This is a genomic window from Streptomyces sp. NPDC025651, assembly GCF_055558735.1.
This window is the reverse complement of the sequence record NZ_JBVHLZ010000019.1, coordinates 104,136-129,983: the sequence shown is the minus strand read 5'-3', so window position 1 is coordinate 129,983 and position 25,848 is coordinate 104,136. Positions and strand designations below refer to the sequence as shown.

Sequence of the window (25,848 nt, the reverse complement as noted above, 5' to 3'; positions counted from 1 at the left end):
CGCGCACGGCTGCACGCATCGCCGCACACACGGCCCACAAGCACGTTCTGCACGACGAGGGGTTTCGGACATGGCTGAGAAAGAGCAGGTCGTCGAGTACCTGAAGCGGGTGACGGCGGACCTGAAGCGCACCAGGGACCGTGTCCGAGACCTGGAGGAGGCCGAGCGCGAGCCCATCGCGATCGTCGGCATGGGCTGCCGGTTCCCGGGCGGGGCCGGCACGCCCGAGGCCTTCTGGGACCTGCTGCGCGACGGCGTCGACGCCATGAGCGACTTCCCCGCCGACCGCGGCTGGCAGCAGCCCGAGGGCGGGACCCGTCCGCAGGGCGGCTTCCTCGACACGGCCACCGAGTTCGACGCCTCCTTCTTCGGCATATCCCCGCGCGAAGCCCTGGAGATGGACCCTCAGCAACGGCTGCTCCTGGAGACCTCCTGGGAGACCTTCGAGCGCGCCGGCATCGACGTCACCGGCCTGCACGGCAGCAAGGCCGGGGTGTTCGTCGGCGTCAACGGCGCCGACTACCCCGGCATGCTCAACCACGCCGGGCACGAGTCCCTCGGCCACCTCCTGACCGGCAACGCCTCCAGCGTCGTCTCCGGCCGCATCTCCTACACCCTCGGCTTCGAGGGCCCCGCCGTGACGGTCGACACCGCCTGCTCGGCCTCCCTCGTGGCGCTGCACCTCGCGGCCCGCGCCCTGCGCTCGGGCGACTGCCCGCTGGCCCTGGTCGGCGGCGTCACCGTGATGTCGACCCCCGGCGTGTTCGCGGAGTTCGGCAAGCAGGGCGGTCTCTCCGCCGACGCCCGCTGCAAGGCGTTCGCCGAGGGCGCCGACGGCACCGCCTGGGGCGAGGGCGTCGGCGTCCTGCTGGTGGAGCGCCTCTCCGACGCCCGCCGCAACGGCCACCGCGTCCTCGCCGTCGTACGCGGCTCCGCGGTGAACCAGGACGGCGCGTCGAACGGCATGACGGCACCGAACGGTCCCTCCCAACAGCGCGTGATCCGCGAGGCGTTGGCGAGCGCGGGGGTCGGCGCCGCGGATGTGGACGTCGTGGAGGCGCACGGCACGGGCACCTCGCTCGGCGACCCGATCGAGGCGCAGGCGCTCCTCGCCACGTACGGCCAGGAGCGGTCGGGCGGCCGTGCGCTGCTGCTGGGTTCGGTGAAGTCGAACATCGGCCACACCCAGGCCGCCGCCGGTGTCGCGGGCGTCATCAAGATGGTGCTCGCCATGCGGCACGGCGTGGTCCCGCCCACCCTGCACGTGGACGAGCCCAGCAGCCATGTCGACTGGGCGTCCGGCGCGGTGGAGCTGGCGACCGAGAAGACCGCCTGGCCGGGCGAAGGGCCGCGCCGCGCGGGCGTGTCCTCCTTCGGGATCAGCGGCACCAACGCCCACGTGATCCTGGAAGAGGCCCCGCGTGAGGCCGCCACGGACGAGGCCGCCGCGGAGGACGGGGCCCCGGCTTCCGGTGTCCTGCCGTGGCCGCTGTCCGCCAAGTCGCCCTCCGCGCTGCGCTCCCAGGCGGCCCGGCTGCGCGAGCACGCCGTGGCGCGGGACGTGGACCTGGCGGGCACGGCGGTCGCGCTGGCCACCACCCGCACCGCCTTCGAGCACCGCGCCGTCGTCCTCGCCGAGGACGCCGCCGGGTTCACCGAAGCCCTCGACGCCCTGGCCGACAAGGGCACCGCGGGCCGCCACCTCGTCCACGGCACGGCCGTGCCCGGCGCCAAGACCGCCTTCGTCTTCGCGGGACAGGGCGCCCAGTGGGCGGGCATGGGAGGGCAGTGGTACGAGCAACTGCCCGCGTTCGCCGCGGCGTTCGACGCCGTCTGCGCGGCCGCCGACCCGCAGCTGGAGGTCCCGCTGGCGGACGTGGTGCTCGCCGGTGCCGCGGGGCGCTCCACGGACCACGCGGACCTGATCCATCAGACCCGCTACACCCAGATAGCGCTCTTCGCCGTCGAGGTCGCGCTGTTCCGCACCCTGGAGGCGTGGGGCGTGCGCCCGGACGTCGTCCTCGGCCACTCCATCGGCGAGATCGCCGCGGCTCACGTGGCCGGAGTGCTCTCCCTCCAGGACGCGGTCACGCTGGCCGTCGCCCGCGGCGCCCTGATGCAGCAACTCCCGGACGGCGGCGCCATGCTGGCGCTCGACGCCACCCCGGCGCAGGCCGACGCATGGCTGCGCGCCCTGCCCGAGCAGCACCGGGAGCAGGTGGCGGTCGCCGCGGTCAACGGCCCTTCCGCCGTCGTCGTGTCCGGCGCGTCGGACGCCGTCGACCAGGTGGCCGAGGCCGCCGCGCAGGCCGGACGGCGCCACCGCAGGCTCCAGGTCAGCCACGCCTTCCACTCGCCGCTCATGGAGCCGATGCTCGACGAGTTCCGCTCCGTGCTCGCGCGCCTCACCTTCTCCCGCCCGGCCGTCCCGATGGTCTCCACCGTCACCGGCGAGCCCGCGGCGGACGACATCACGTCCCCCGAGTACTGGGTACGGCACGCCCGCGAGGCCGTCCGCTTCCAGGACGCCGTGCGCGCCGCGGAACCGCGCGTGGACGCCTTCCTCGAGATCGGCCCGCACGCCGTGCTCACCCGGCCCCTTGAGGACAGCCTCTCCGAGGGCCACTCCGCCACCGTCACCTCCGTCGCCCACCGCGAACGGCCCCTGGTCGCCGCCCTGTTGCGGGCGGTCGGCGCGCTGTGGACCGGCGGCGCCGACGTGGACTGGCGCGCGCTGCTGCCCGCCGTGCCCGCGGACCAGGACCTGCCCACGTACGCCTTCGAGCGGCAGCGCTTCTGGCCGCGGGTCTCGCCGCGCCGCGCGGGCGACGTGACCGGCGCCGGGCTCGCCGGGCTCGACCACCCGCTGCTCGGCGCCGCCGTCAGCGTCGCCGACGGCAGCTCCGCCGGCGGCTCCGTGCTCACCGGCCGTCTCTCGCTCGCCACCCACCCCTGGCTCGCCGACCACGCGGTCGTGGGCGCCGTGCTCCTGCCGGGCACCGCCTTCGTGGAACTCGCCCTGCGCGCGGGGCAGAACGTGGGCTGCGGCCACATCCGCGACCTCACCCTGGAGACCCCGCTCGTCCTCGCCCCCGAGGACGCCGTGCAGATCCAGGTCGGCGTGGGCCCCGCCGACGACGAGGGCCACCGTCACGTCGTCGTGCACTCGCGCCTCGAACCCTCCGACGACGGGACCAGCGGCGTCGAGACCGAGTGGGTCCGGCACGCCCAGGGCGTGGTCGCCCCCGCGGAACAGGGCCCCGGCGCCGACGACTTCGGCGCGGTCACCGGCACGGTGTGGCCGCCCCGCGGCGCGGCCCCGGTCGAGATCGAGGACTTCTACCCCGCCCTCGCCGAGCAGGGCTACGCCTACGGCCCCACCTTCCAGGGGCTGCGCAGGGCGTGGCGGCGCGGCACCGACTTCTTCGCCGACGTGGAGCTGCCCGAGGCCGCGGCGGACGACGTCGTCGGCTTCGGCGTCCACCCCGCCCTGCTGGACGCCGCCCTGCACGGCATCGGCCTCGGCGGCGTGGTCGACGACGCGGAGAACACCTCGCGCCTGCCGTTCGCCTGGTCCGGGGTGCGGCTGTGGGCGAGCGGCGCCCGCACCGTCCGCGTCTGTCTGACGACCGTGGGCACCGCCGCCGTACGCGTACGGATCGCCGACGCCACCGGCACCCCCGTCGTCGGCATCGACGAACTCGTCCTGCGGCCCGTCTCGGAGACCCCAGCGGGCCCGCGGCGGACGGTGGTCGCCGAGTCCCTGTTCACCGAGGCCTGGGAGCTCTGCAAGGCGGTGGCGAAGGGCGCCGCCGAGGACGCGGCCCCGCAGGTCTGGGGCCCGGACACCGCCCTCGAAGAGCTGACGGCCGCCGACACCGTCCTCCTGGACTGCACCGGAGGCGGCGACACCGACACCCTCGAAACCCTCGAAGGGGTACGCGCCCACGTGGGCCACGCCCTGGAGCGCATCCACGCCTGGCTGGCGCACGACGGCGTCGCCCCGGCCCGGCTGACCGTCCTGACCAGGGGCGCCGTCGAGGCGCACCCCGGCGAGGGCGCCGACCCGGCGCAGGCCGCGGTGCACGGCCTGGTGCGCTCGGCGCGCTCGGAGCACCCCGAGCGTTTCGCGCTGCTCGACCTGGCCCCCGGCACCGAGCCCGCCGACGTCCCCTGGCCCGCCGTGCGCGCGGCGCTCGCCGACCAGGAGACCGAGATCGCCGTGCGCGGCGGCGACGTCCTCGTGCCGCGCCTGGTGCGCACCGCGCCCGACGCCGAGGCCCCCGCCGTGTCCTTGGGGCAGGGCACCGTCCTGGTCACCGGCGGCACCGGCGTCATCGGCTCCGCCGTGGCCCGCCACCTGGTCACCGCCCACGGCGTCCGCGACCTGGTGCTCGCCGGGCGGCGCGGCGCCGACGCGCCGGGCGCCACCGAACTCGCCGAGGAGCTGCGCGCGGCGGGCGCCGAGGTGCGCCTCGCCGTCTGTGACGTCTCGCACCGCTCCGAGCTGGCCGAACTCGTCGCGTCCCTGCCCGAGTTGCGCGGCGTGGTGCACGCCGCGGGCGTCCTCGACGACGGCATGGTCACCGCGCAGACCGCCGAGCGCCTCGACACCGTGCTGCGGCCCAAGGCGGACGCCGCCTGGCACCTGCACGAGCTCACTCGGGAGCGGGACCTCGACCTGTTCGTCCTGTTCTCCTCCGCCGCGGGCATCTTCGGCTCCCCGGGCCAGGCCAACTACGCGGCCGCCAACACCTTCCTGGACGCGCTCGCCCGGCACCGCCGCGCCGCCGGGTTGCCCGCGCACTCGCTCGCGTGGGGCCTGTGGGCCGACCTCAGCGCCATGACCGGCAAGCTCAGCGACACCGACATGGGCAGGCTCGGCCGCGGCGGCCTTCGCGCCTTCAGCGCCGACGAGGGCCTTGCCCTGTTCGACGCCGCGGTGCGGCTCACCGCGCCGGTCGCCGTTCCCGTACGCCTGGACCTGCGCGGCCAGGCCGACCCGCCCGCGCTGCTGCGCTCCCTGGTCAGGTCCGCCCCGCGCCGTGCCTCCGCCGCCCCCGCGGCCGCCTCGTCGGCGTGGCACGACAAGCTGCTCGGCCTCTCGGCGGCGGAGCGCTCGGCCGCGCTCGTGGACCTGGTGCGCGAGCATGTCGCCACCGTGCTCGGCCACACCACGCCCGACGGCATCGCGCCCGAGCAGTCCTTCTCCGACCTGGGCTTCGACTCGCTGACCGCCGTCGAACTCCGCAACCGCCTCGCCGAGTTCACCAAGGTCCAGCTGCCCACCACCCTCGTCTTCGACTACCCGAGCCCCGAGGCGCTCGCCGGCTTCCTGGACGAGGCGCTCACCGGTCCCGCCGAGCGGGGCGCGCGCGCCGTCCAGGCGCGGGCCACCGACGACGACCCCATCGCCATCGTCGGCATGGCCTGCCGCTACCCCGGCGGCGTCGGCTCGCCCGAAGAGCTGTGGGACATGGTCATCGGCGGCCGCGAGGGCATCGGCGGCTTCCCCGCCGACCGCGGCTGGGACCTCGATCGGCTCTACGACCCGGAGCCCGGCCGCACCGGATCGACGTACGTCCGCGAGAGCGGATTCCTGTACGACGCCGCCGAGTTCGACGCGGGATTCTTCGGCGTGTCGCCGCGCGAGGCCACCACGATGGACCCGCAGCACCGGCTGCTCCTGGAGACCTCCTGGGAGGCCATCGAGCGCGCGGGCATCGACCCGACGACCCTGCGGCGCAGCAGGACCGGCGTGTACGCGGGCCTGATGCACCACGACTACGTGGCACGGCTCCAGGAGATCCCCGAGGAGATCGCCGGCTATCTCAGCAACGGCACCGCGGGCAGCGTCGCCTCCGGCCGCATCGCCTACACCTTCGGCTTCGAGGGTCCCGCCGTGACGATCGACACGGCCTGCTCCTCCTCCCTCGTCGCCCTGGACATGGCCGTGTCCGCGCTGCGCAGCGGCGTGTGCGACCTCGCGCTCGCGGGCGGCGTCGCCGTCATGGCGACCCCCGGCGTGTTCACGGAGTTCGGCAAGCAGGGCGGCCTCGCCCCCGACGGCCGGTGCAAGGCGTTCGCCGAGGGCGCCGACGGCACCGCCTGGGGCGAGGGCGCGGGAATGCTCCTGGTGGAGCGCCTCTCCGACGCCCGCCGCAACGGCCACCACGTCCTCGCCGTGGTGCGGGGCACCGCGGTCAACCAGGACGGCGCGTCGAACGGCATGACGGCCCCCAACGGCCCGTCCCAACAGCGGGTCATCCGGGACGCGTTGGCGAGCGCGGGCGTGGGCGCCGCCGATGTCGACGTGGTGGAGGCGCACGGCACGGGCACCTCGCTCGGCGACCCGATCGAGGCGCAGGCGCTCCTTGCCACCTACGGCCAGGAGCGGCCGGGCGGCCGTGCGCTGCTGCTGGGTTCGGTGAAGTCGAACATCGGCCACACCCAGGCCGCCGCGGGCGTCGCCGGTGTCATCAAGATGGTGATGGCGATGCGGCACGGCGTGGTCCCGCCCACGCTGCACGTGGACCGGCCCAGCGGCCACGTCGACTGGGCGTCCGGCGCGGTGGAGCTGGCGACGGAGAAGGTCGCGTGGCCGGGGCAGGGCACGCGGCGCGCGGGGGTGTCCTCCTTCGGGATCAGCGGCACCAACGCCCACGTGATCCTGGAGCAGGCCCCCCAGGACGCGGCGGGACGGGCGTCCGAGGAGCGGGCTCCCGGCGTGCTGCCGTGGGTCCTCTCCGCCAAGTCGCCCTCCGCGCTGCGGTCCCAGGCGGCCCGGCTGCGCGAGCACGCCGTGGCGCGGGACGTGGACCTGGCGGGCACGGCGGTCGCGCTGGCCACCGGCCGCACCGCCTTCGAGCACCGCGCCGTGGTCCTCGCCGAGGACGCCACGGGCTTCGCGGCGGCCCTCGACGCCCTGGCGGCCGGGGACGTTCCCGGCGACGACGCCGTGCGCGGCGTGGCCCGCGGGCCGCTCAGGACCGCGTTCGTCTTCCCCGACCGGGCCGAAGGATGGGCCGAGGCGGCGCGCGAACTCCTCGACGCCTCACCGGTGTTCGCCTCCACCATGGCCGAGTGCGCCGCCGCCCTGGCCCCGCACACCGGCTTCGCCCTCCTCGGCGTCCTGCGCGACGAACCGGGCAGGCTCGCCGACCCGGCCGTCGCCCGCCCCGCGCTGTGGGCGGTCACGGTGTCGCTCGCCGCGGTGTGGTCGGCCGCCGGCATCACTCCGGCCGCCGTCGTCGGCCTCGGCGGTGGCGAGATCGCCGCGGCCTGCGCCGCGGGCGTCCTGTCCCTCACCGACGGCGCGCTGCTCGCCGCCGGACAGGGCCGCCTGCTGGCCGAGCACGACGTGGTGGCGCACACCCGACAAGTCGAGTCCCTGCGCGAGCAGTTGACGGACCTGGCAGGACAGGTCACCGCGGGCGACGGACGCGTACGGATGTACTCGGCCGTCACCGGGGCACGCCTCGCCGCCGACGACCTGGACGCGGAGCACTGGTTCCGCACCCTGCGCGAGCCGGTCGGGCCGGACGCCGCGGTGAAGGCGCTCCTCGGCGACGGCGTCGAGGCCGTCGTCGAGCTGGGCACCCTCGTCTCCCCGGAGACGGCCGCCGCCGTCGCGGAAGCCACGCCGGCCGACGGCCCCGACGTCCTGGTCACCGCCGCCCTGCGGCACGGCCACGAGGCGCGCGCCGCCCTCCTTTCGGCCGCCGCGGCACTGTGGGCGCGGGGCGGGACCCTCGACTGGGCGGCCCTGCTCGACACGTCGGCGCGCCCCGTCGACGTACCCACGTACGCCTTCCAGCACCAGCGCTACTGGCTGGACGTCTCCGCGCCCGCGGGCGACGCGGGCACCGTGGGGCTCACGGCCGCCGACCACCCGCTCCTCGCCGGCGCGGTCGAGCTCGCGGAGAGCGACACGGCCCTGGTCACCGGCAGGCTCGCGCAGGCCACCCACCCCTGGCTCGCCGACCACGCGGTCGCGGACACCGTCGTGCTGCCCGGCAGCGTCCTGCTCGACTGGGCGCTGTACGCGGGCGGCAGGCTCGGCTGCGCCCAGGTGGCCGAACTCGCCCTGGAGGCACCGCTGGTCCTCGACCCGCACGCCGCCGTGCACGTCCAGGTCCAGGTCGGCGCGGCGGACGAGGCGGGCCTGCGCACCCTGACCGTGCACTCCAGGACCGAACCCGCGCCGGGCGAGGAGGCGGGGGAGTGGACGCGCCACGCCCGCGCCGTCGTCGCGCCGGTCCCGCAGAGCCCCGTGGACACCTCGGAGTTCCGCGCCCTGTCCGGCGCCTGGCCGCCGCCCGGTGCCCAGGCCCTCGACCCCGCCGCCCTCTACGCCGCCGCGCAGGAGCGGGGCCACCTGCACGGGCCCGCGTTCCGCGGTCTGCGTGCCGCCTGGCGCAGCGGCGCCGACATCCTCGCGGAGGTGGCGCTGCCCGACGAGGCCTCCGTCGCGGGGCACGGCTTCGGCGGCCTGCACCCGGCCCTGCTCGACGCCGCGCTGCACGCGCACACCGCCGAGCTGCCCGCCGACGCGGACGCCGGGACGGACGCGGACGGCACGCAGGTGTGGCTGTCCGCCGCCTGGGAGGGCGTACGGGTCCTCGACGCCACGGGCCCCACGAGCCTGCGCGTACGGCTGTCCGACGCGGGCGACGGCGCGCTGGGCCTGCACCTGGCCGACACCACCGGACGGCCGGTCGCCGAGGTCCGCGGGCTGACTCTGCGGGCGGTGCCCACCGCCGGCTTCCGGCGCGCCGGCGACACCGGGGCCCCCACCGCGCAGGCGCCGTCCCGGCGGCCCGCCGCCCGCCCCGCGCCGTCGGGGCAGGACGCCGTCGCACGGGTCCTCGCCGCCGAGCCCGGCCGCCGCGTCCGGCTCGTCGAGGACCTCGTCCGCACCGAGCTCGCCGCGGTCCTCGGGCACGGCGACGCCGAAGTCATCGACGTGGACACCGAGTTCCTCGACCTCGGCGTGGACTCGATGGCGGGCATCGACATGCGCGCCAGGCTCGGCTCCCTGCTGCGCCTGGAGCTCGCCGCGGCCACGCTGTTCGAGCACCCGACCACGGCACTCCTCGCCGCGTACCTCGTCGACCTCGTCGGCACCGCGCCCGAGCCCGGCGACGCGGGCGCCACCGGCACGGAGGCCCCTGCCCCCGCCTCGCCGTTCGACAGCCTGGAGGCCCTCTACCGCCAGTCCTACGCCCTCGGCAGGGCGGGCTCGACCGGCATGGACCTCATCCAGGCCGCGGGCAGGCTGCGGGCCGCCTTCGGCTCCGAGGACGCGGCCGAGCACGTGCAGGAGCCGATCCGTCTGGCCAGGGGCGACGAGGACCGGGCGGCCCTCGTCTGCGTCCCGGCGATCACGGCGACCGCGGGCCCCCTCCAGTACGTCGGCCTCGCCCAGCAGATCCAGGGCGAACGTGATGTGATGGTGCTGGTCAACCCAGGCTTCGGGGAAGGGGAGTTGGTGCCCGAGTCATTCGAGGCGTTCCTCGACCTCCAGGTCGAGGCGCTGCGCTCGGCCGTGGGCTCGCGGCCCTTCGTGCTCCTCGGGCACTCCGCGGGCGGGCTGATCGGCCACGCGCTGGCGATGCGGGCGGAGCGGGAGGGGCTGTCCCCCTCGGGCACCGTCGTCCTGGACACCTTCCAGGCCGGCACGCAGTTCTCCGCCGACCTGAGCCGGGCCATGATGGAGGGCCTCTTCGCCCGCGAACACCTCTTCGGCAGCGGCGCGTTGAGCGGCGTACGACTCAGCGCGATGGGGCACTACCACACGCTGATGGACGAGTGCGAGATCGCCGAGACCAAGGCTCCGACGCTCTTCATGCGCGCCGAGGACCCCCTGCAGTACCAGGCCGACGGCTTCGACGACGACGGCTGGCGGGCCTCCTGGTCCCTTCCGCACACGCTGGTCACCACGCCCGGCGACCACTTCACGCTCATGGAGGAGAACATCGCCGTGACCACCGCCGCGATCCGCGGCTGGCTCGCGGAACGGGACATCTGAACGACCGGGCGGCACCGGGCAGTTCGGTCCGCCGCCTCTTTTCCGGCCGTTTCCACCGGCCACAGCACGACAACCACCCCGCGGCTCACAGAGATCCGTGCTCCAGAGGAGACAGTGCAGTGATAGTTCTTGGTTACAACGGCTTCTCCCGCGCAGCCGAGCTCTTCGGCAAGCTCTACGGCTATACGCAGGACAGCGTCGATCGGCACAGCTTCCTCGGTCACGACGCGGCCGCGTCCCTGTTCATCGACGGCAAGCTGGTCGCCGCCGTCGAGGAAGAGCGCATGAACCGGCAGAAGAAGACCACCGCCTTCCCGATCAACGCCATGCGCTGGGTCCTCGACCAGGCGGGGCTCGACTTCGCCGACGTCGATTACTACGCCTTCGGCTGGCGGTTCAGCCCGGAGTTCGCCGACACCGCCATCTCCAAGATCGCCGATGCGCCCATACCCCCCGAGTACAAGTTCCAGGCCATCTCCGGCTTCGGCGAGCTCTACACCGGCATGCTCGGCAAGACCGCGATCCTCGAGGACTTCGCCCGCAACACCGGGCACGAGCTGGCCGAGGACAAGCTCATCACCGTCCCGCACCACCGCGCGCACCTCGCCTGCGGCCGCACCTTCGCCGGCTTCGACGACGCCGCCTTCATCATCAGCGACGGCCAGGGCGAGGCGGACAGCGCCATCATGGGCGAGGTCCGCGACGGCGAGGTGAAGGTCTTCGAGCAGTTCACGATCGACTCCGCGAACTCGATCGCCCAGCTCTTCGCCGAGATCACGCGATACCTCGGATTCACCCCGAACAACGACGAGTACAAGGTCATGGGCCTCGGCGGGTTCGGCGAGCCGCCGGCGCGGGAGGACAACCCGCTCCTGAACCACGTCATCACCCTCGACGAACCCGGGCGCTACTCGCTGGCCCTGGCGAACGACCCGCGCGGCCCGCGCGCCTACCTCCCCCTCTTCGACGAGATCTTCGGCGGCAACGACGACAACCGCGCCGAGTTCGAGTTCCAGGTCCGGGTCGCGAGCGCCGCCCAGCAGGCACTCGAAGTGGTCACCGCGCACCAGCTGCGCGCCCTCGCCGACGTCACCGACCTGCGCAACCTCATCTACGAGGGCGGTGTGGCGCTCAACTGCGTCAACAACACCAAGCTCCTGGAGGACCTGCCGTTCGAGCGCGCCGAGGTCAGCTTCGGAGCCAGCGACCCCGGCGTCTCCATCGGCGCCGCGGCCCACGTCGTCCGCGAGAAGAACGTCCCGCTCGTGCCCGTGAAGACGCCCTACCTCGGCCCGGAGTTCACCGCCGAGGAGATCCTCGGCACCCTGGACGCCTACACCGACCGCGTCACCTGGGAGGAGCACGCCGACGGCGCGATCGTCGCGAAGACCGCCGAACTGCTCAGCGGCAAGACCGTCATCGGCTGGTTCCAGGGCCGCACCGAGTACGGCCCGCGCGCGCTCGGCAACCGCTCCATCCTGGCCAACCCGTCCCACGCGGACATGAAGGACGTCATCAACACCCGCGTCAAGCACCGCGAGCCGTTCCGCCCGTTCGCCCCGATCGTCCTGGAGGAGAACGCGCCCAGGGTCTTCGAGATGGGCAAGAAGGAGCGCTCTCCGTACATGACCTTCGTGTTCCCGGTGAAGCCCGAGTACACGGACACCATCGCGGCCGCCACGCACGTCGACGCCACCTCGCGCATCCAGACCGTGACGGACGACAGCAACCCCCGACTGGCCGAGCTGCTGCGCGAGTTCACCGCGCGCACCGACGTGCCGTGCCTGGTCAACACCTCGTTCAACGTCGCGGGCGAGCCGGTCGTCAACTCCCCGAAGGACGCGGTCGAGTGCTTCCTCGGCACCGACATCGACTACCTGGTCCTGGGCGACTACCTGGTCACCAAGCGATGAGCGCACCCACCGGAATCGCCTGGCGCGCCCGTACGGCGCTCGTCCTGGAAGCGGTCGGGGCGGTGGCCACGGTCGGCCCCGTCCTCGCCGTCATCGAGGTGTGCAGGGAACTGCTGGACGGCGACCCCGACGGCGGCCGGCTCGGCCGGCTCGTCCTCGTGGTCGCCGCCGCGGCGGTCGTCGGGTTCGTGGCCCAGCTGGTGGGCCGCGTCCTGAGCAAGGAGGCGGGGGCGCGCACCCAGCACGCCCTGCTCCTCGCCGTCTCCGGCAGGCTGCGCGGCGCCCGCGCGGCCCGTCCCCTGCACGCCGACTGGAAGGAGCACGGCACCACCCTGGGCCGTGACATCCACTCGATGGGCGTGATGGTCGGCCGGGCGGGTTCCGAACTCCTCTCGGCCGTCCTGGTGTTCGTCCTGTCGATCGGCTACCTGTTCTGGGTCGACTGGCTGATGGCGCTCATCACGCTGGCCCCGATCCTGCTGGGCTTCGCCGTCTTCGGTTTCATCTCCGCCCGCTTCTTCAAGGAGATGGCGACCGACTACGCGGCGAGCATCGGCGGCATCGACGCCGTGCGGCCCACCATCACCCTGCCGCGGCGCGTCAACCCGGTCGGCACCCGGACCGACACGGCCGAGGCCACCCGGACCTCGGCGCGCCGCCTCGCGGACGTCACCGACGAGTTCAGCGAGTTCTTCCGCGTACGCATCGGTTCGCTGCTCGGTGGCCGCGGCCTCGCGGAGATCGCCTTCTCGCCGCTGACCGTGCTCGTCTTCGTGCTGTGCGGGGGCGCGCTGCTGATCCGCTCGGACTCGCTGGCGCCGGCCGACCTCGTGCCGTTCCTGCTGCTCGGCGCGGGACTCGCCGCGCCCCTGCTGGCCATCACCTACTTCCTGGAGGAAGTGGGCGAGGGCAAGAAGGCCGCGGCGCGCCTGACGCAGTTCGCCACGGGGAGCGCGCCGGCAGGACCCGGCGACGCGAAGCCGAAGGCCGACGCCGGGAAGGGCGCCGAGAAGGGCGCCGGGAAGGGCGCCGAGGCGCCGGACGCGGACCGGCAGGCGGAGGCGACGGAGCCGCAGGAGGACCCGGGCCCCGCCCTCGAACTCCCCGAGCGGGGCGTGCTGACCGTCGTCGCCGCCACCGACGCGGACGCCGACGCGATCGTCGACCGGGTCACCGCGGAGACCCCCGCGGAGCGGTTCGCCGCGGTCGAGGCCGACCCCGCGGTGGTCATCGGAGCGATCGGCGCGTACATCACCGCCGACCGCGCCGACGGCGACGCCAAGGAGGCCGAGCGGGCCGCGCGCACCGCCGGCTGCCACGAGTCGATCACCGCGCTGCCGCGTGGCTACGACGCGGTCGTGGGCACCGAGGCGCCGCAGTCCTACCCCGAGCTCCAACGGCTCGCGCTCGCCCGGCTGCTCGCCGCCGACCGCGATGTCGTCCTGCTCGACCAGCGCGCCTTCCCGGGCGACCCGGACACCCTGCGGGCGGCGGTCGCCGAACTGCGCGAGCGGGCCTGTGTGGTCGTCGTCGCCGCCGGTTCGCCGGTGGTGGCCGACGGGCGGATCGTGGTGAGCGAGGCGGGAAAGGTCGTCGCGTCCGGCACCCGCGAGGAGCTCGCGGGACCCGAAGGACCGTACGCCGGACTGTTCGACCCGGCCGGGGACGCGCGGCTCGCCGCGGGCTCCACGGCCCTGTCCACGGCGCCCGCGGGATCCACCGGAGCCGCGGCGTCCCAGGAGGTGTCCCGATGAAGCCCGTACTCGCTCTCTTCCTGCGGACCGCGGGGAAGCAGGCGCTGCGGTCGCTCTGCCTGCTCCTGCTGGTCTGCTCCGTGATCCAGGGCATCGCCTTCGCCCTGGTGGTGCCGGTCACCGAGGACCTGCTCACGCCCGACGCCGATGTGCCGTGGGCGTGGATCGGCGCCATGGCGGCGGTCGGCGTGGTGTACGCGGTGCTCCACCACCGCAGTGTGCCGATGGGCAACGACCTGGGCGCCGAGCTGGTGACCACCCTGCACAGGGCGGTCGCCGAGCGCACGCAGAAGCTGCCCAACCGGGCGCTCGACGCGAGTCACTCCGACCGGATCGCCGCGCTCGACGGCAGCGCGGTCGTGGTCCTGATGGGCCAGCCCGCACACGTGCTGCGCCCGGTGGCGGCGGCCGTCGTCACCCCGCTGACGGTGATCGTCATCAGCGTCTTCTTCGACGTGCGCGTCGCGCTGACGCTGGCCGCCGGTCTGGTCGTCCTCGCGCTGTGCTCCCTCCTCGTGGCCCGGCTGCTCGTCCGGCGCGAGGAGCCCGACGGGGCGGAGTGGCTGCGCAGGACCTACGAGGGTCCGGGCGCACCGCACTCCGGCGGCCACGGCCTGACCGCCACCGGCGAGGTGCTGCTGTGGCGCGTGGTCGAGCTGGCCTCCTGCGCCGCCGTCGGCGTGTGCGCCGCGCTGGCCGCGGACGGCGGTCTCTCGGGGACCAAGGGCGTCGCGCTCATCGTCCTCGCGGTGCTCACGTACCGGCCCATGATGGAGGCCGTCCTGCTGACGAGCACCATCATGAACGCCCGCGAGGTGATGGCCGGCATCGGCAAGCTCCTCGGCACCCACGAGGAGGGCGGGGCGCGGGACGGCCTGCCCGTCGCCGACTGGCCCGGCCGCGCCGACGTCGTCTTCGACGGCGTGAGCCTCCAGGTCGAGGGCACGGCGGTGCTCGACGGGGTCTCGTTCGAGACCGCGGACGGCACCACCACGGCGCTCGTCGGCACCCCCGACGGCACCCGGCTGCTCCTCGGCGACCTGCTGACCGGCGATGTCACCCCGACCTCCGGGCAGGTGCGCATCGGCGGCACGGACGTCACCACCCTCGCCCCGTCCGCGGTCGAGGGGCACATCGCCCGGGTCTCCCCGCGGGCCCCGGGCCTCACCCGCGAGGAGGCGGCCCTGGTGCTCGACTCCTTCCCCGAGGAGTCGGCGGAGCGTCCCGGCGTGCGCGAGGCGCTCGACCGGCTGCGGGCCGCGGTGGCGGAGGAAGCGGTGGCGGAGGAAGCGCCGCTGTCCGAGCGGGACCGCTGGCGGCTCGCGCTGCTGCGGGCGCTGCGGGACGACCCGTCGCTGGTGGTCGTGGACGCGACCGCGGGGACGGACCCGTTCACCGCGGACGCGCCGCTGGCCGAGCTGCTCGCGGAGCTCACGCGGGACCGCACCAGCTGGCTGATCACGGGCATCGGCGCTGAACTCCCGCCGTACGACAGCCTGGTGGAGGCCTCGGGCACCGGTGTCACCCCGCGGACGCCCGCGCAGAACTGACGGGCGTCGCGCAGACGAAGACGGTGTCGGGCCACAGCTTCGAAGCTGTGGCCCGACACCGTTCGCGCGGGGGAACAGGGGGCGTTACGCGCCGTCCGCCCACAGGCCGTGGTGCTGCCGGTACCAGTCGACCGTCGCCGCGAGCCCGTCGTCGAACGGCACCGCCGGCTTGTAGCCGAGGGCGCCGGAGATCTTGGAGATGTCCATCGCGTACCGCCGGTCGTGGCCCTTGCGGTCGGCCACCCGCTCCACCATCGACGCGTCCTTGCCGAGCAGTTCGAGCAGCCGCCCGGTCAGCGCGCGGTTGCTCAGCTCCGTGCCGCCGCCGACGTTGTAGACCTCACCGGGCTCGCCGCCCGCGGCCACCAGCGCGATGCCCTGGCAGTGGTCGTCGACGTGCAGCCAGTCCCGTACGTTCGCGCCGTCCCCGTAGAGCGGCACCTTGCGCCCTGCCAGCAGGTTGGAGACGAACAGCGGGATTATCTTCTCCGGATACTGGTACGGGCCGTAGGTGTTGGACCCGCGGGTGACACAGACCGGCAGTCCGTGCGTCCGGTGAAAGGCGAGGGCCATCAGGTCCGATGATGCCTTCGACGCCGCATAAGGGGAGTTGGGGGAGAGGGGTTCCTCTTCCGTCCAGGGCGTTCCTTCGGCGTCGAGCGAGCCGTACACCTCGTCGGTCGATACGTGGACGAATTTGCCCACGCCGGCGTCGAGTGCGGCGGTCAGGAGCGTCTGCGTCCCGAGCACATTGGTCCGCACGAACTCCTCGGCCCCGGAAATGGAGCGGTCGACGTGCGACTCGGCGGCGAAATGCACGACGAGATCGGCGTCGCGCAGTACGTCGCCCATCAGGGGGGCGTCGCAGATGTCGCCCGCCACGAAACGCAGCGAGGGGTTGTCGAGGACCGGGGCGAGGTTTTCCTTCCTGCCCGCGTAGGTGAGTTTGTCGACCACCACCACATCGGCTCCCGCGAGGGCCGGATATTCACCCTGCACCGCGTGCCGGACGAAGTTCGAGCCTATGAAGCCGGCACCACCGGTGACAACTATGCGCACTGGACGCCTTTCAGCCTTGTCGGGAAATCTCCATCAGGTATTTTCCGTAGTCGGTTTTCCCCAGTTGACTGCCGAGGTCATAACAGGCCGAGGCGTCAATGAAGCCCATACGGAAAGCAATCTCCTCCAGACACGCTATCCGTACTCCCTGACGCTGCTCCAGCGTCTGCACGAACTGCGATGCCTGGAGGAGGGAGTCATGGGTGCCGGTGTCGAGCCAGGCGTATCCGCGTCCCAGGTTGACCATCCTGGCCCTGCCCTGTTCCAGGTAGACGCGGTTCACATCGGTGATCTCCAGCTCGCCGCGGTGCGAGGGCCGGATGTTCTTGGCCACGTCCACGACGTCGTTGCCGTACACGTACAGGCCGGTGATGGCCAGGTTGGACCGGGGGGAGGCGGGCTTCTCCTCCAGGGAGACGAGCTGCCCGTCGGCGTCCACCTCGCCGATGCCGTAGCGCTCGGGATCCCCGACCGAATAGCCGAAGAGAACGCAGCCGTCGACGTTCCGCGTCTCGGCCTGGATCATTCTGCCGAGCCCGGGGCCGTGGAAGATGTTGTCGCCGAGCACGAGCGTCACGGCATCATTGTCGATGAATTCCGCGCCGATGACGAATGCCTCGGCGATTCCGTTCGGCTCCGCCTGCTCGGCGTATTCTATGTTCAGGCCGAGCTGGCTGCCGTCGCCGAGGAGGTCGCGGAAAGTGCCCAGATGCCGCGGGGATGAAATGACGAGGATGTCCTGTATGCCGCCCAGCATGAGCGCCGAGAGCGGGTAATAGATCAGGGGTTTGTTGTACACCGGGAGTATCTGCTTCGACACGGCATACGTTAACGGGTAGAGCCGGGTGCCGCTGCCCCCGGCCAGAATAATGCCCTTCATGCGACCAATATCTCCGTAAACGGCTGGGTGGACTGGACGTTTCCGAAGGGTGGCCGGGAGGTTGGGTGCGGTCACATCCACTTCGGATGCCGCTGACACGCGCTCAAAGCGGCGTTATCTTACCGTTGTTCAAGCGCGAGCGTAGGCTCGCGTGATCGTCGCTGTCAATGTGACTCCTGACTCGTCCAGTTGTAAACATGGATATCTCAACTCCGTTCTTGCTCAGGCATGTTGCCTTCGTCCTTTTCGGCCCTCGCTCCGGCCCCTGCCGCTCGCGGCCGCGGCCCTTGCCGCCCCCGCCGCGGGGGGCCCGGGAAGGGTGGGATCCCGTCCGCTCGCCGTTCCGTGCGGCCTCGGGTAGCCTTTCGACGTAAGGCAGGTCCACTGTCCTGCGCATCAGCCCCCGTAGCCTCTTTGGAGGACCACACATGGTCGGGGGCGTTTTGCTGTGCCTTTGTGGGAGTGACCTGCGCCGTTTCGCGTGAAAATGTGAGACTTATGCGTTTTCTTGAGCCCGGTACGGGTCGGCATGTATCGAGTCCTCCGGTTCCCTACGACCTGACGTACGACGACGTCTTCATGGTCCCGAGGCGCTCCGCCGTCGGCTCGCGCCAGGGCGTCGACCTCTCCTCGCCCGACGGCACCGGCACCACGATCCCGCTGGTCGTGGCCAACATGACCGCCATCGCGGGCCGCCGCATGGCCGAGACCGTGGCCCGCCGCGGCGGCATGGTCGTCATCCCGCAGGACATCCCGATCGAGGTCGTCACCGAGGTCGTCTCCTGGGTCAAGACGCGCCACCACGTCCTGGACACCCCCATCGTCCTGGCCCCGTCGCAGACCGTCGCCGACGCGCTCGCGCTGCTGCCCAAGCGCGCGCACAACGCCGGTGTCGTCGTCGACGCCGACCAGAAGCCCGTCGGTGTCGTCACGGACGCCGACCTGAGCGGCGTGGACCGCTTCACGCAGCTCTCCGAGGTCATGTCCAAGGACCTGCTCCTCCTGGACGCCGACATCGACCCGCGGGACGCCTTCAACAAGCTGGACGGCGCCAACCGCAGGTACGCCCCCGCCGTGGACAAGGACGGCCGTCTCGCGGGCATCCTCACCCGCACGGGCGCCCTGCGCGCGACCCTCTACACCCCGGCCGTCGACGCCAAGGGCGGCCTGCGCATCGCCGCGGCCGTCGGCATCAACGGCGACGTGGCGGGCAAGGCCAAGCAGCTGCTCGACGCGGGCGTCGACACGCTCGTCGTGGACACCGCGCACGGCCACCAGGAGTCGATGATCGCCGCGGTCAAGGCCGTGCGCGCGCTCGACCCGCAGGTCCCGATCGTCGCGGGCAACATCGTCGCCGCCGAGGGCGTCAAGGATCTCGTCGACGCGGGCGCCGACATCATCAAGGTCGGCGTGGGCCCCGGCGCCATGTGCACCACCCGCATGATGACCGGCGTCGGCCGGCCGCAGTTCTCCGCCGTCCTGGAGTGCGCCGCCGAGGCCAAGAAGTACGGCAAGCACGTCTGGGCCGACGGCGGTGTCCGCCACCCGCGCGACGTCGCCATGGCGCTGGCCGCCGGCGCGTCGAACGTGATGATCGGCTCCTGGTTCGCGGGCACGTACGAGTCGCCGGGCGACCTCCAGCACGACGCCCAGGGGCGCGCCTACAAGGAGTCCTTCGGCATGGCCTCGGCCCGCGCGGTGCGCAACCGCACCAGCGAGGAGTCGGCCTACGACCGCGCCCGCAAGGCGCTCTTCGAGGAGGGCATCTCGACCTCCCGCATGTTCCTCGACCCGGCCCGTCCGGGCGTCGAGGACCTGATCGACTCGATCATCGCGGGCGTCCGCTCCTCCTGCACGTACGCGGGCGCGGGCTCCCTGGAGGAGTTCTCCGAGCGGGCGACGGTCGGCATCCAGAGCGCGGCGGGTTACGCGGAGGGCAAGCCGCTGCACGCCAGCTGGAGCTAGGGGTCGCGCGGTTCCCCGCGCCCCTCAGGGGGCGCGGGTCGCCGCCACCGCTTGTTCGACGGAGTGCCGACAGCGCCCGGGGCGCCCGGGCGCGCAACGGACGAAACGGACCGCGCAACGAAGCGACGTATATGACCGAAGTGCGCAATGATCGTCCGGGGGTGCGCAAGGGTGCTGCGTTACGGTCGGGAAGCCGCTGCCTCTAGAGTCATCCGCTGAACGTGGTGTGGCGGGGACCGCCTGCTCGGTGGTTCCCGTCGTCAGTCGCGGGCACCATGGGTCCTCGCCGCCCTGACCGGCAGCGATGAAGGAGCCAGCGCGTGCTCGACCAAGGCGCACCCCCGCAGAACCGCCCAAGCCCCTCGGGCAGCCCTGGCCTCGCCGGCCGTCTCATGCGCCGCAAGCCGGTGGAACTCCTGGTCGCGGAGGGTGGCCACGGCGAGGGCGGCCAGCTCCGGCGCTCCCTCGGCATGTGGCAGCTGACCATGATCAGCATTGGTGCCACGCTCGGCACCGGCATCTTCGTCGTCCTCGGCGAGAGCGTCCCCAAGGCCGGGCCCGCCGTCACGATCTCCTTCGTGATCGCCGGACTCACGGCCCTCTTCTCGGCCCTCTCGTACGCCGAACTGGCCGGCTCCATACCGGTCGCGGGCTCCTCCTACTCGTACGCGTACGCAACGATGGGTGAACTCGTCGCCTGGGTCTGCGGCTGGTGCCTGGTCCTGGAGTACGGCGTCTCGGTCGCGGCCGTCGCCGTCGGCTGGGGCGAGTACCTGAACGAGCTCCTCGACGGCACCATCGGCGTCACCATTCCCGACGCGCTCTCCGCGGCGCCCGGCGAGGTCGACGGCGCCATCATCAACCTGCCCGGCCTGCTCGTCGTGCTGCTCGCCATGGTGTTCCTGCTCGGCGGCGCCAAGGAGTCGGCGCTCGCCAACACGATCATGGTCATCGTGAAGATCGCCGCGCTCGTGCTCTTCTGCGCCATCGGCTTCATGGGCTTCAAGTCCGGCAATTACTCCGACTTCATGCCGCTCGGCACCGCAGGCGTCAGCGCCGCCGCCGCGAGCCTCTTCTTCTCGTACATCGGATTCGACGCCGCCTCCACCGCCGGTGAGGAGGCGAAGAACCCGCAGCGCGACCTGCCCCGCGCGATCATGCTGTCGCTGGTCATCGTCACCGCCCTCTACGTCCTGGTCGCCGCCGTCGCCGTCGGCGCCTGGAACTGGAAGGACTTCGAGGGCTCCGAGGCCACGCTCGCCGCGATCATGAACGACGTCAGCGGCCAGCACATGTGGGGCACGATCCTCGCCGCGGGCGCGGTCATCTCCATCGCCTCCGTCGTCCTGACCGTCCTCTACGGCCAGACCCGCGTCCTGTTCGCCATGTCCCGCGACGGCCTGGTCCCCAAGACGTTCGGCAAGGTCAGCAAGAAGACGGGCACGCCCCGCGTGAACACCGTCATCGTCTCCCTGTTCTGCGGCGCGCTCGCCTCCGTCATCCCGCTCGGCAAGCTCGTCGACGCCACCAGCATCGGCACGCTCTTCGCCTTCGGTCTGGTCAACATCGCCGTGATCGTGCTGCGCAGGACCCGCCCGGACATGCCGCGCACCTTCCGCGTGCCGCTCGGCTGGCTCTTCCCGGTCCTCGGCTTCGGCTTCTGCGCGTACAACATGTTCAGCCTCGACTCCGTGACCTGGGTCGTGTTCGGTGTCTGGATGGCCGTCGGCCTCGTGTTCTACTTCCTGTACGGCATGCGCCGCTCCCGATTGGCCACAGCAGAGAAGTGATCCACCCCCCGTGCGACTGAACGATCTCGACGAACGCATCGTGCACGCCCTCGCCGAGGACGCCCGCCGCTCCTACGCCGACATCGGCCAGCTGGTCGGGCTCTCCGCGCCCGCCGTGAAGCGGCGCGTGGACCGGCTGCGGGCCACGGGCGCTATCACGGGCTTCACGGTGCGGGTGGACCCCGCGGCCCTCGGTTGGGAGACCGAGGGGTTCATCGAGATCTACTGTCGCCGGAACACCTCGCCGGAGGCGATCCAGCGGGGTCTCGAGCGGTATCCGGAGATCGCGTCCGCGTCCACCGTGACCGGGGACGCGGACGCGATCGTCCAGGTCTTCGCCGCCGATATGCGGCATTTCGAGCGGGTGCTTGAGCGGATCGCGGGGGAACCGTTCGTGGAGCGGACGAAGTCCGTGCTGGTGCTTTCGCCTTTGATGCGGCGGTTTTCTTCGGGGTCGCCTGCGTAGTTTTTCTGGTGCGGGTCTTCTGTGGCTGGTCGCGCAGTTCCCCGCGCCCCTGACGGGGCGCCTTCCCCGACGGGGTGCCTCCCCTTACGGCCGCTGGTCCATCGGCCGCACGTGGAACGTGCCGCTGCCCGGCCTCGTCTTCTCGAACGGGGCCGCGCTCACGCACTTGGGCATGTCGTCAGGGAGCTCGCTGGGCAGGCCCACCATCGCCCAGCTGTAGCCGAAGCCGTCCTGCTCGCCCCGGTCGTGGACGGTGAGGCCGACCCGCTTGCCCACCGTGTTCTTCAGATCGCCGTCCGCCTTGGTGACCACCGCGGAGACCGTGGCGACCTTCCCGCCGGTCAACAGGCAGTCCACCTTCGCCTCGCCGGCGCCGCCCCAGTTCAGCTCCTCCACGTAGTGGCTGAACCTGATGGTGCCGCGGGCCTTGCCCGGGTCCTTCCTGTCCGCGTAGGGCAGATGGGCGTCGAAGGTGAACGTGATCTCGTCGCCCTTCGGCCGGTCGATCATCGCGGTGCCGGTCAGCGCGGCCTCGCGGACGTGCAGGGGCGAGTCCGCGGCCGCGGTCGAGGCCGCCGCTCCGCCGGTGAGCAGGAGCAGGGCCACCGCCCCCAGGACAGCGGCACGTGTGCGGGTGATGCGGCGGCGCTCGGCGCTCATGGGAGGTCCTCCGTCTGCGGTGATGTCGCCCGGTCCCTCCGGGCGGCATCAACACTTCCGTGTGCCGGAGCCCCGCACATCGCACACGAGGCGGTGACCGCCTCCGCCGCGCGGCGGGGTGCGCCGGTCGCCGCACCCTCCCCGGGGAGGAGTCGCCCGACCCCCGTCCGGGCGACTCCCCGGTCATCAGCCGCCGGTCGGGTAGTCGAACTTCCAGGGCAGCACCTCGAAGTCGCCGGTGCCCTTCCTGACCTTCTCGTACGGGGCCGAGCTCGCGCACTTGGCCAGGGTGTCCGGCTGGCCCTTCGTGGCGCCGTACGCGGCCCAGCTGTAGCCGACCCGGTCCTGCCGGCCCTTGCCCGTGTCGTGGACGGTGAAGCCGACCCGCTTGCCCTTGACCTCGGGACTGTCCGTCTCGGTGATGATCCCGGTGGCCGTGGCCACCTTGCCGCCCGTCATCAGGCAGTCGATGCGGCCCTTCGCCCAGGCGCCCTCGCCGCCGGGCTTGTCGAGGTGCTCGAAGCGGAAGGTGCCGGTCGCCTGATTGGGGTCGTTCTTGTCCTCGGCCGCCAGATGCGCGTCGAACGTGAACGTCACATCCTCCGTGGTCTTGCGGTACATCTTCGCCGAACCGGTGAGCGCGGCTGCCTCGTGCGGCTCGGCCCGCTGGGCGGTGTGCGCCGTGCGGGGGTGCGCCGCGTCGTCGCCGGACGCGACGGCCGCACCGGCGGCCCCGGCCGTCATGAGGAGCGCCGCACCGACGGCGATGGCGTGGCGGTGCCTGAGGGTGCGGGTGGCGGTGCTGCGGTTCACGGCAAGTCCTCCGTCTGCGGGTGTTCGCCCGGCCTCTCCGGGTGAGAACACGCTCTCGCGGAAGGGGGGTACGGCACGTCGGGCCACGGGCGGCTCCCGGCCTCCGCCGCGCGGCGGACGGCGCAGGGCCCGCCCTGCGCCTCAGGGTGGACACCGGTGATACCCAGGCCGCACGGCCCGGCCGCCCGGCACCCGTTGTCCGGCCCGCACCGGGCCGCGCAACGAATCACCGCATCAGGGCCCCGGCGCGCAACGGATCAAGCATCTGCCCGCAACGCTCGCGCCTTGTCCGGGCACGGCCGCCGACCGTACCGTCATACGGACCCCACCAGACCCTTCGTACGCCTTGAGGTTCCGCCATGCCTGCGCTGCGCACCGCCCTGCTCCAGAGCTCAGGGCAGCTCGGATCCGTCGCCGAGAACCTCACGGCGCTCGACGGGGCCGCGCGGCGCGCCGCCGCCGCGGGCGCCGGGCTGCTCGTGGCCCCCGAGCTGTTCCTCACCGGGTACGCGATCGGTGACGACATCGCCCGCCTGGCCGAGCCCGCCGACGGCGCGTCCGCGAAGGCGATCGCCGAGATCGCGGCGCGCCACGGGGTCGGCGTCGTCTATGGCTACCCGGAGCGCGCGGGGGAGGCCGTCTTCAACTCCGCCCAGCTGATCGGCCCCGACGGCACCCGCCTGGCGAACTACCGCAAGACCCACCTCTTCGGCGACTTCGAGCGCGCCTCCTTCACCCCAGGTGAACAGCCGGTGGTGCAGGCCGAGTTGGGCGGCGTACGCGTCGGCATCATGATCTGCTACGACGTGGAGTTCCCGGAGAACGTCCGCGCGCACGCGCTCGCGGGCACCGACCTCCTGGTCGTCCCCACCGCGCAGATGCACCCCTTCCAGTTCGTCGCCGAGTCCGTCGTGCCGGTGCGCGCCTTCGAGAACCAGATGTACGTCGCGTACGTCAACCGGGTCGGCCAGGAAGGGGAGTTCGAGTTCGTCGGGCTCTCCACGCTCGCCGGACCCGACGGCATCGCGCGCGCCCGCGCCGGCCGCGGCGACGAGCTGGTCATCGGCGACGTCGACCCGGAGTTCCTCGCCGCGTCCCGCGAGAGCAACCCGTACCTGCGCGACCGCCGCCCCGGCCTGTACGCGTCGCTCGGCTGAGTCCCGAGCCTCCGCCCCCGCAGCCTGCTTCCCCAGTTCCCCGCAAGGAGTCCGTACCCCATGACGTCCACGGTGCCCACCGCCGTCCAGCACACCGACGCGCAGCCGCCGATCACCATGTTCGGTCCGGACTTCCCCTACGCGTACGACGACTTCCTCGCGCACCCCGCGGGCCTCGGCCAGATACCCGCGACCGAGCACGGCACCGAGGTCGCCGTCATCGGCGGCGGCCTGTCCGGCATCGTCGCCGCGTACGAACTGATGAAGATGGGCCTCAAGCCCGTCGTCTACGAGGCCGACCAGATCGGCGGCCGGCTGCGCACCGTCGGCTTCGAGGGCACCGGCACCGACGAACTGACCGCCGAGATGGGCGCGATGCGCTTCCCGCCGTCCTCGACGGCGCTGCAGCACTACATCGACCTGGTGGGCCTGAAGACCAAGGCGTTCCCCAACCCCCTCGCGGAGTCGACCCCTTCGACGGTCGTCGACCTCAAGGGCGAGTCGCACTACGCCACCACCGTCGACGACCTGCCGCAGGTCTACCGCGACGTGATGAACGCCTGGAACGCCTGTCTGGAGGAGGGCGCGGACTTCTCCGACATGAACCGCGCCCTGCGCGAGCGCGACGTCCCGAAGATCCGCGAGATCTGGTCGAGGCTCGTCGAGAAGCTCGACAACCAGACCTTCTACGGCTTCCTCTGCGACTCCGAGGCCTTCAAGTCCTTCCGGCACCGCGAGATCTTCGGCCAGGTCGGCTTCGGCACGGGCGGCTGGGACACCGACTTCCCCAACTCCATCCTGGAGATCCTGCGCGTCGTCTACACCGAGGCCGACGACCACCACCGCGGCATCGTCGGCGGCAGCCAGCAGCTGCCCCTTCGCCTGTGGGAGCGCGAGCCGCGGAAGATCGTGCACTGGGCGCTCGGCACGTCCCTGAAGTCCCTGCACGAGGACGGCGCGCCCAAGCCCGCCGTGACCCGCCTCAACCGCACCGCGGGCAACCGCATCACGGTCACCGACTCCTCGGGCGACATCCGCACCTACCAGGCGGCGATCTTCACCGCCCAGTCGTGGATGCTGCTCTCCAAGATCGACTGCGACGACTCGCTCTTCCCCATCGACCACTGGACGGCGATGGAGCGGACCCACTACATGGAGTCCTCGAAGCTCTTCGTGCCGGTGGACCGGCCGTTCTGGCTGGACAAGGACGAGGAGACCGGCCGTGACGTCATGTCGATGACGCTCACCGACCGGATGACGCGCGGTACGTACCTGCTGGACGACGGGCCGGACAAGCCCGCCGTCATCTGTCTCTCGTACACCTGGTGCGACGACAGCCTCAAGTGGTTGCCGCTGTCGGCGAACGAGCGCATGGAGGTCATGCTCAAGTCGCTCGGCGAGATCTACCCCAAGGTCGACATCAGGAAGCACATCATCGGCAACCCGGTGACGGTCTCCTGGGAGAACGAGCCCTACTTCATGGGCGCGTTCAAGGCGAACCTGCCGGGCCACTACCGCTACCAGCGGCGCCTGTTCACCCACTTCATGCAGGACCGCCTCCCCGAGGACAAGCGCGGCATCTTCCTCGCGGGCGACGACATCTCCTGGACGGCGGGCTGGGCCGAGGGCGCGATCCAGACCGCGCTGAACGCGGTGTGGGGCGTGATGCACCACTTCGGCGGCGGAACGGACGCGACGAACCCCGGTCCGGGCGATGTGTACGACGAGATCGCGCCGGTGGAGCTGCCGGAGGACTGACCGGTCGCGCCGTGGCGTTCCGGGGCGCGCGGGAGTCTGCGGGCCCGTCATGG

General features: G+C 72.5%; 13 protein-coding genes. 9 read left to right on the top strand and 4 right to left on the bottom strand.

Annotated features, from left to right (window positions below; all coding sequences use genetic code 11):
- Nucleotides 1-70 precede the first annotated feature (70 nt).
- The 4 genes from ACZ4D5_RS40970 (at nt 71) to ACZ4D5_RS40955 (ending at nt 15,247) form a co-directional block, all read left to right on the top strand.
- Nucleotides 71-10,030: an SDR family NAD(P)-dependent oxidoreductase gene (locus ACZ4D5_RS40970; protein ID WP_467777595.1), complete on the top strand. Its 9,960-nt coding sequence runs from the start codon at nt 71-73 to the stop codon at nt 10,028-10,030.
- 119 nt (nt 10,031-10,149) lie between these two features.
- Nucleotides 10,150-11,943, top strand: coding sequence for a carbamoyltransferase family protein (locus ACZ4D5_RS40965; protein ID WP_467777594.1), 1,794 nt, complete (start codon nt 10,150-10,152; stop codon nt 11,941-11,943).
- Nucleotides 11,940-13,697, top strand: a complete 1,758-nt coding sequence (locus ACZ4D5_RS40960; protein WP_467777593.1) for an ABC transporter ATP-binding protein — start codon at nt 11,940-11,942, stop codon at nt 13,695-13,697. Before ACZ4D5_RS40965 ends, ACZ4D5_RS40960 begins: the two co-directional genes overlap by 4 nt.
- Nucleotides 13,694-15,247 carry an ATP-binding cassette domain-containing protein gene (locus ACZ4D5_RS40955; RefSeq protein ID WP_467777592.1) on the top strand — a complete coding sequence of 518 codons (1,554 nt, stop codon included), beginning with the start codon at nt 13,694-13,696 and terminating at the stop codon, nt 15,245-15,247. Before ACZ4D5_RS40960 ends, ACZ4D5_RS40955 begins: the two co-directional genes overlap by 4 nt.
- An 84-nt stretch (nt 15,248-15,331) precedes the next feature.
- On the opposite strand, the gene rfbB is transcribed toward ACZ4D5_RS40955, so the two are convergent.
- Nucleotides 15,332-16,306 carry a dTDP-glucose 4,6-dehydratase gene (gene rfbB, locus ACZ4D5_RS40950; RefSeq protein WP_467777591.1) on the bottom strand — a complete coding sequence of 325 codons (975 nt, stop codon included), beginning with the start codon at nt 16,304-16,306 and terminating at the stop codon, nt 15,332-15,334.
- Between the two features lie 10 nt (nt 16,307-16,316).
- Nucleotides 16,317-17,186 carry a glucose-1-phosphate thymidylyltransferase RfbA gene (gene rfbA / locus ACZ4D5_RS40945; RefSeq protein WP_467777590.1) on the bottom strand — a complete coding sequence of 290 codons (870 nt, stop codon included), beginning with the start codon at nt 17,184-17,186 and terminating at the stop codon, nt 16,317-16,319.
- 498 nt (nt 17,187-17,684) lie between these two features.
- Here rfbA and ACZ4D5_RS40940 point away from each other — a divergent pair, with 498 nt between their 5' ends.
- The 3 genes from ACZ4D5_RS40940 (at nt 17,685) to ACZ4D5_RS40930 (ending at nt 21,407) form a co-directional block, all read left to right on the top strand.
- Entirely contained in the window at nt 17,685-19,151 is a 1,467-nt protein-coding gene (locus tag ACZ4D5_RS40940; protein WP_467777589.1) for a GuaB1 family IMP dehydrogenase-related protein, read from the top strand.
- A 320-nt stretch (nt 19,152-19,471) separates the two neighbouring features.
- Nucleotides 19,472-20,941, top strand: a complete 1,470-nt coding sequence (locus ACZ4D5_RS40935) for an amino acid permease (protein WP_467777588.1) — start codon at nt 19,472-19,474, stop codon at nt 20,939-20,941.
- A gap of 10 nt (nt 20,942-20,951) precedes the next feature.
- On the top strand, nt 20,952-21,407 hold the full coding sequence (locus ACZ4D5_RS40930) for an Lrp/AsnC family transcriptional regulator (protein ID WP_055564807.1): 456 nt from the start codon (nt 20,952-20,954) through the stop codon (nt 21,405-21,407).
- A gap of 84 nt (nt 21,408-21,491) precedes the next feature.
- On the opposite strand, the gene ACZ4D5_RS40925 is transcribed toward ACZ4D5_RS40930, so the two are convergent.
- Together ACZ4D5_RS40925 and ACZ4D5_RS40920 are read right to left on the bottom strand one after the other, a co-directional pair.
- Entirely contained in the window at nt 21,492-22,067 is a 576-nt protein-coding gene (locus tag ACZ4D5_RS40925; RefSeq protein WP_467777587.1) for a Repetin, read from the bottom strand.
- 186 nt (nt 22,068-22,253) lie between these two features.
- Nucleotides 22,254-22,880, bottom strand: a complete 627-nt coding sequence (locus ACZ4D5_RS40920; protein WP_467777586.1) for a Repetin — start codon at nt 22,878-22,880, stop codon at nt 22,254-22,256.
- Nucleotides 22,881-23,239: 359 nt separating this feature from the next.
- On the opposite strand from ACZ4D5_RS40920, the gene ACZ4D5_RS40915 reads away from it, so the two are divergent.
- Together ACZ4D5_RS40915 and ACZ4D5_RS40910 are read left to right on the top strand one after the other, a co-directional pair.
- The gene (locus tag ACZ4D5_RS40915) at nt 23,240-24,037 is read left to right on the top strand and encodes a carbon-nitrogen hydrolase family protein (RefSeq protein ID WP_467777585.1); all 798 of its coding nucleotides are present in this window, start codon (nt 23,240-23,242) and stop codon (nt 24,035-24,037) included.
- A gap of 60 nt (nt 24,038-24,097) precedes the next feature.
- Complete coding sequence (locus ACZ4D5_RS40910; protein WP_467777584.1) at nt 24,098-25,795, top strand: flavin monoamine oxidase family protein; 1,698 nt, start codon at nt 24,098-24,100, stop codon at nt 25,793-25,795.
- Nucleotides 25,796-25,848: the final 53 nt, after the last annotated feature.

What these genes read in the sequence shown, in the direction of transcription:
- ACZ4D5_RS40915 (WP_467777585.1), top strand. Translation starts at nt 23,240, where the DNA reads ATGCCTGCGCTGCGCACCGCCCTGCTCCAGAGCTCAGGGCAGCTCGGA.
- ACZ4D5_RS40955 (WP_467777592.1), top strand. Translation starts at nt 13,694, where the DNA reads ATGAAGCCCGTACTCGCTCTCTTCCTGCGGACCGCGGGGAAGCAGGCG.
- rfbA (WP_467777590.1), bottom strand. Translation starts at nt 17,186, where the DNA reads ATGAAGGGCATTATTCTGGCCGGGGGCAGCGGCACCCGGCTCTACCCG.
- ACZ4D5_RS40940 (WP_467777589.1), top strand. Translation starts at nt 17,685, where the DNA reads ATGCGTTTTCTTGAGCCCGGTACGGGTCGGCATGTATCGAGTCCTCCG.
- ACZ4D5_RS40970 (WP_467777595.1), top strand. Translation starts at nt 71, where the DNA reads ATGGCTGAGAAAGAGCAGGTCGTCGAGTACCTGAAGCGGGTGACGGCG.
- ACZ4D5_RS40960 (WP_467777593.1), top strand. Translation starts at nt 11,940, where the DNA reads ATGAGCGCACCCACCGGAATCGCCTGGCGCGCCCGTACGGCGCTCGTC.
- ACZ4D5_RS40910 (WP_467777584.1), top strand. Translation starts at nt 24,098, where the DNA reads ATGACGTCCACGGTGCCCACCGCCGTCCAGCACACCGACGCGCAGCCG.
- ACZ4D5_RS40925 (WP_467777587.1), bottom strand. Translation starts at nt 22,067, where the DNA reads ATGAGCGCCGAGCGCCGCCGCATCACCCGCACACGTGCCGCTGTCCTG.